6 protein-coding genes are annotated in these 6,814 nt (G+C 43.7%); 2 read left to right on the forward strand and 4 right to left on the reverse strand.

Going from position 1 to position 6,814, the window contains the following annotated elements:
* Positions 1-51 precede the first annotated feature (51 nt).
* Positions 52-1,209, reverse strand: coding sequence for a hypothetical protein (locus GF309_04420; GenBank protein MBD3158011.1), 1,158 nt, complete (start codon positions 1,207-1,209; stop codon positions 52-54).
* Between the two features lie 699 nt (positions 1,210-1,908).
* Here GF309_04420 and GF309_04425 point away from each other — a divergent pair.
* Both GF309_04425 and GF309_04430 read left to right on the forward strand, forming a co-directional pair.
* A complete protein-coding gene (locus GF309_04425) occupies positions 1,909-3,252 on the forward strand; it encodes a hypothetical protein (protein MBD3158012.1) in 1,344 nt (447 codons plus the stop codon).
* 14 nt (positions 3,253-3,266) lie between these two features.
* The gene (locus tag GF309_04430) at positions 3,267-3,728 is read left to right on the forward strand and encodes a hypothetical protein (GenBank protein ID MBD3158013.1); all 462 of its coding nucleotides are present in this window, start codon (positions 3,267-3,269) and stop codon (positions 3,726-3,728) included.
* A gap of 149 nt (positions 3,729-3,877) precedes the next feature.
* Here the strand turns inward: GF309_04430 and GF309_04435 are convergent, their stop codons facing one another.
* The 3 genes from GF309_04435 to GF309_04445 form a co-directional block, all read right to left on the reverse strand.
* Positions 3,878-5,344 carry a hypothetical protein gene (locus GF309_04435; protein ID MBD3158014.1) on the reverse strand — a complete coding sequence of 489 codons (1,467 nt, stop codon included), beginning with the start codon at positions 5,342-5,344 and terminating at the stop codon, positions 3,878-3,880.
* 349 nt (positions 5,345-5,693) lie between these two features.
* The gene (locus tag GF309_04440; GenBank protein MBD3158015.1) at positions 5,694-6,194 is read right to left on the reverse strand and encodes a hypothetical protein; all 501 of its coding nucleotides are present in this window, start codon (positions 6,192-6,194) and stop codon (positions 5,694-5,696) included.
* Positions 6,195-6,767, reverse strand: coding sequence for a hypothetical protein (locus GF309_04445; GenBank protein MBD3158016.1), 573 nt, complete (start codon positions 6,765-6,767; stop codon positions 6,195-6,197).
* Positions 6,768-6,814: the final 47 nt, after the last annotated feature.

Below are 6,814 nucleotides of genomic sequence, written 5' to 3' on the forward strand. Positions count from 1 at the left end.
TGGCAGATGCCAGAGTTATATCGACGGTACTGCATGGGTACCCTCTGTCTTCTATCCGCCGACCTCTATAGTGTAGACGCCCCAAGTTAGCAGCAGATAGAGCATCATTATGAAGACTGCAATCATAGCTATGGATTCTAGAGCGTTAACTTTCGAATCATCGGCTATCATTTGCCGTAATATGAACATGCTTGGGAATGCAAAGAAGAGGAGAACTACGGAGAACAGGTCGATTGGAATAACGCCACCTATGAGTCCTGCGGCAACAAGGGTGTAGCCGAAGACAACGAAGAAAACCTGTACAATTCCTCCAAAAGCATTTGAAAGCGCGACCTCGATGCGCTCCTTTCTATGACTTGATGCCACGATGATATACTCGGGGGTTCCGCTGAAAATGACCAATAGTAGAGCCGCATGGATGAAGCTCAAATTCAAGCCCTGGTCTGAAGAAGCGAATGTTGCAAATGATGAAAGAGCTTCACCGCCTACGAGAGCACCAAATGATGCCAATATGAGGAATAGGGCTACCTTCTTCGGCGTCAGCTCTTCATGATGGATTTCGCAAACACGCTGATCATCTTCGCCACTCGGAAGGCATCTGCCATAGTACTTCGTGATTCTGTAGAGATAAGCAATGAATACGGAAAGAAGCGCTGCACCAAAAACGAGCAGCTCGTCGCTTGTTAAGTGAGCGGCAATTTCCATATCAGGGGGGGCAAACACATGAACCAGCAACATTGAAAGTCCTACAGCTAGACTGATTACAGACCCCATTGATAGTAGATCGGACCCAACCCAATTGATTGCATCAGGCAATTGGTATGAGCCAGTCTCATCCTTCGGCAGTAGGAGTGTATACAAAGCAAACACGAGTGAATTCATGAAAATCGTGGCTAGAGCAAGTACCCAGGCCATCTCGTACTCACCGCCTAAGAGAAGGAATGTGAGGACACAGATTTCTGGGATAGTACTTGCTATACTTGCGTAAATCCCGCTGACATAGTCGGTCATGTTCAGGTTCTCGGAGATGCCTTCGACCGAAATCACAAAGGCTTCACAGGCTCCAGCAATAACCATGACTCCGCCAACAAGCTCAATCAAAGCAACTACGTAAATTCCAAGGTGAATACCTGCTGTTTCAACACCAATAAGAACAGCAATCAGAATCATCCCAATCAAGTAAGCATACTGCCAACCTTTCAGGTTCATTGGCTTCTCTCCACGCACGTACCATTGGTGACCACATTTTAAGTATAGCTCTGCGCACCTGACCAAACTATCTGCAGACAACTCAAAAAGGATATTTGAGATATTTTAATGGAGGAGAATATACCTCTCCGCATCACAGGAGGCTAAGCCATGGTCAACTACTTGGATGACATTCCAGCCAATTCAATAATTGGACCACGATATGCTACTTACGATAACGTAGGCTGGGTCGTTGATTGTCTGATGATTCGCATCTTGGCAGACCTTTCCACCATTTCCTGATTCTATTTTGGAACTGGTGAATTGTTTGGGTTTCAATCACTGGATTCATATCCAACCGAAAAATACACCCAAAACCAGATTCCACGTACCCGAGTATACAAGGAGTTAATCAGAGGATATCGAAAAACCTGAGCGTTGAAACTAGTTCATGAGTACAGGAAGAAGAGCCTGGTGGAGATTGTGTTCATTATGATGAGGGGAAGACATTGAGCAAATCGGAGTTCGAGACGATATGAAGAACAACAGAGAGAATTGCCGATTAATGTGATTCTTCCAACATAGAGTGCTTAAACGTCTTGAGTTGTGATGGAAAGTAACTTTTCATACAGAAGTCTCTACAAAAAAAAAACGAATATTTAAAAGATTACAATCCTATCATATTGGCGGCTTCACCATACATTTAGTGGGAATATAATAGTGAAAAACGCATCTTTTATTCAGGGTAGTAAATTACATGCCATGTTTCTCTGTTTACTGCTAATGGCGCTCCTTTGGTCGCCTCAGATTGTGATAGCTGAACAATTATCGTCGGATGATGTTGATTATGAGAACATCTCGGTAAGAACAGCCAATCGCATGATAAGAAAACAATTTTCATCAGATCTGGCTATTATCGATGTGAGAAGCAGAACTGAATGTGCCGTTACCCATCTACATAATGCAATAGTAATACCACATAAGGAACTCGAAACTAGAATAGGGGATTTTGAGGAGTATAAGAAACATGACATTATAGTATATTGTAGATCCGGATATAGAAGTATAGAAGCATCAGAGTTTCTGGCCGATCATGGTTTTGTGCATGTGCATAATATGATTGGCGGAATACTTGCTTGGATAGATGCTGGGTATAGCTTGTATACAACCTCCCATCATGCAACAGTAAATATTATTGAGGGAAACATTAAGTTACAGATTGAACCTGCTCTCTTAGACCCAGTAGATTGCGGATGTAGGGATCAGAATCAACCTCGCTTAATCAATAGTATGCCCACAGAGATTGTTTCTACTGTTATGCAACAGGATTCAAATCAGACTCGCATGACGCTGTCATATTTACTGAACGGGGAAACATATGAAGTGACTATAGTTAGAACTCTGATGTGGAACTACATCGAACTTGGAGAGGATTTCAACAGAACAGCAAGCCTCACATACACAGAATCTATGACAGAAGACAGTTCCTTCAAATTCTATCAACTTCGGTATCAAGTCAAGCATACAGATTCTGTCTTTGTTGCTAGTACCCTGTTGACTCCCTTCGATTCTAGAACCTATGGGAGTGCTTTCACAAGTATAATGTATATACCAGTGGAGAAATCTAAAATTACCACACTTGAGATTGTGGATTTCAATACATCGGCCCTACTATCACAGCAGTATTTGGCCTATGGCAAAGTCGCTAACAAAATTGGAAAAGCATACGAGAAAAGCGATGATGAGATGCTAGTACAGTTTGGTGAAAGGTATCAGAATATCGAGAAGGAAAGCAAAACTCTATCCAGACTCATTAGGACACAGTTAGAAGAATATGACAAACTTACTCAGAATATCCATGGATCAATAATAGATGGTTTTTGGGAGTTTTTCTGGTGCGAGATTGCGTTCAACCTTGCGGTTGCAGCAGGCTGCGTTGCTGCTTGCGTGGCATATCCACCGTTCTGTGCCGTTTGCGTGGCAATTCTCGAATACATGGAAGCTGTACATGTTGGCTGTGCTCTTGCATGTGATTTCTTCGGATGCGAACATTGGATCTGGTAGTAGAGGTGCTAAAAATGAAAATAGGAAAGATGAGTACTGATGAGATGTGGAATGTACTAAGAACACATCCATTCCTCTTCGCTTTTGGAATTTACATAGGCTTAGCAATTGGGCAATGGCTGGGATTCAGCCTAGGATACATTACATTGATGAATGCGGTATTCTTCACGGTCGGTACTCCTATCGTGTTGCTTGGGGTCTGGCTCATCAAGAATACTGCATATCGAATGACCTTCGAGAATATGGTGATAATAATAGGAGGTAGTCTGGCACTGGGATGGCCCATCTGGATGGGCTTTAACTATCTGCTCTATGTTCCAATATGGGCCCCATTCCACGGCAGTGCGGGACCATTGAATACAGTAGCTTTCGTCACAGCTACAATCCTCGCATATGGCTGCGCAGCGTATATAATGTTTAGACTGCAAAGGAAGAGAGGTACGGATTATCAGTCTAATCTTGAAAGACCGGACTAGTAAAACTAACTGAAATGCTGAGGATGGAGGTACTGCTTTTCTGAGGCTCCGCCCAAATTTTGGCACCTCTAGGTAGCGCAGGAGCCATACGTTCGGTCTGCTCGCTCTCCAAACAGCAAACAATACATCAAAACGGTGAGATTGAAACACTAGGCTGTTCTGATTATCACCGTGAGTTTTGTTGTGAGTGTTCCTGTTGCGTTTTCATTTTCACTGCCCAGAAACATGATTCCCCACAGATATGTCCCGTGATTTTGCCCCAGATTATAGAACCCACCAACGCTTCCGGGATACTCTTTTGAAATCGTCGAAGATCCACTTGCTAAGGCATCCCTTTCGCTCTTGTTAAGCGATTCAAATGTGTCAATTGAAATTTGAGAAAGGATACGATAGCATTTGACTTCTTCAGGGCTATCATGCCAGTTTAGGATTTCCACTTCTATGCTGTACCAGTTGTATTCTCCTGCAGGAGGAGACCCAAATTGAATGCTACCGTATCTCCACACATCCAGGTTTAATCTCTCACCGCCTGATGGACTCTGATACAGTATGTGGATACTCTCCTCTCGCTCCCGAGTTGCTATCAATCCATTCACCATGGGAACAAAAACAACGAATAGAATCAAACAAGCTGCGACAAGCTGTCTTTGTGTTTGCAATGTATTCTGCAAGGATTTCACGGTGCGCTCGTTTGTAGGAGGTTGTTGCTCTCCGGATATCTCTGTTTGTTCATCATAGAATTCTGTATGACGAAGATACCAGATTCGAACACTACGAGTATGCGCCCGGTGAGTCCCAAGCAACAACAACAGTGAGAGAATTGACCAGGCAGCTACCGGTGCTATCAAGTCAACAGGGGCTAATGGGATTCCGAATATCATTGCCGACGTATACGGATTCGTCCAGAGATCCGGAAAGGTTGGACTAGGAATCCCTGATGCGAAAGCAATCGCAAGAAATCTATGGAGGTGATAGAGCGACCACAGAGGGAGGCCAGTTTCGGAGTGAATGTCTGGTACTGTTCCAAATATCACCATCATAGCGAAGAAGAGAAAGAAATTGCATGCAAGTGCCAGCCGCCAGTCGTCCAGTGCAGTAGTTATACCGGCGGTTAGAATTGTCACAAAACATGATGTTATCGATGCAGCCAAGATTGCCGCAGGCATATATGGCAACAGGCTGAGAAAGGATATGTGTGAATATCGAGATAGCGTAATTTCGAAAGAAATGCATGTCCAGATGAACATGACCGCGAAGTTGAGAAGATACAGACTCAGTATTCGGCCGGGAAAATCAGCCATTTCGCTCAGAGATGTTTGTTGTCCATCTTCTGACGGATCTTTTCTTCCTAGGGCAGTCATGAAGAGCGCTGAAGAGAGGATGAAAGGTATGCCGAGTATGTAGATTGTAGCTGAGGTAGTAGCAGCGTAATATGCAGCACCAAAGGTTCCTGCCCAATTCGGTGCAGAAAGTCGGCTGGAAAAGATGATGGCTACCGCACTCCCGAGCGTATAAACTATCCAGTATCTTATCGAGATTGAGAGTAGTGCATGCTTCATGTCTTGGAACAGAGTAACAGTCTTGCTCCACATAACTTCCTTATCGATACCGCCCATTGGTATTTCCTGCCCTCAGCTTACGCCAATTGACCAGTAGTGTTGAGAAAGTAAAGATAAGCGTTGTGGGAAGTCAACTAGGTCTCTGTAAAGGATTAGCATCATCCTTATACAGAAATAGCAAGATTGTGCCTTGGCGCTCCCCAAATTACACAAACAAAACAAAATAGATCCTGAGCACGGAGATACTGTTTTCTCTGAGGCTTCACACCAAATTTTTGCAACTCTAGGTGCAGCACGATCTACAATTTCGGTCTGCTCGCCTCGGACAGTAGTAGCGGATAGAGGCGATCATAAGATAGATTGGTGACTCGGGACATGTCATTCTTAATGTGGAGTGTGGGAAATCCTACTCTTTGGAATTTCTGTATATGATTAGCCTGTGAACAACGGTACCAAGCAAACCGATAGCTGTCATAATCACAGAGGGAACAAATAATCCTGTATGGGGATAAAGTCGGTTCATATCTAAGTCAATATACTGCGTTTCATTGGCTTCACTTATTGCGAAAATTCCGTATTGTCCAGGCATATTCAAGTGGAAGACTCCCGAGCAGTTGCGGGTATCTTCCAGTGAAACCAAGGTCGATACATTATCGATATCGTGTGTTTCTATGAATCGCATCGTATTCTCATAATCCAAGACGTAAATTGAAATTGTTTCATTGATTTCAACTCTAAGGTCATATCCCACAGGTCCTGCGAATCCATAGATTTCGCCTTTCGCCTCATTAGGGTCAATAGGCCCCTCTATTTTGGGATTATAGTACATAAATTCGAAGGAGCTTAGAATCAGGAAGCTAATCCCGATGAGGATTAATAGATGCCCGATTGTTTTTAGTTCCATCATTCATACCTCCACGTTCTTGAATATGATTGTAGCAACAACCAGAAGCATCACACTCAAACCAAATGATAACCCGAGTGAAACGAGTACATCCCCGAAGTTGAAATCTGACATCCAGTTATAGAACGTGAAATTCGCGAACCCCAAGGGATCGAGGAACCGTCTAATCGTATGGACAATCTGGGGAGAATTCTCCAATAATTCGCGGTTTGTTTTCACATAAAACACTCCGCCCCAGAGTGAAAGTCCACCAATGGCTGTCGCAAACGAGTTCCGGGATACAACAGAGATAAGGATCGAGGTTGACGTGATCACGAACACAGATGCCAAGGCAGAAATCGACATTATTGCGAAATACTCGATTCCAACAAATGGCAGATACCAGATGTTAATCCATAGAAGAGTTGTGAAAAGTGGGAATAGAAATGATAGTGCGATAAGAACACCGCTTTTCACCGCCAGATAGCGGACTCGCCCTATAGGAAACGTAAGAAGCGTCCTGAAGGTACCATTCTCGAAGTACTTGGAGAGCGTAAAAGAAACCAGCAGTGGGAGTAGGAATGAGAGTATAATCACACAGGTCTCCAAAGAGAATGCATGTGCCCTTCCTGCAACCGATGCGA

This window comes from Candidatus Lokiarchaeota archaeon (assembly GCA_014730275.1).
GTDB lineage: Archaea > Asgardarchaeota > Thorarchaeia > Thorarchaeales > Thorarchaeaceae > WJIL01.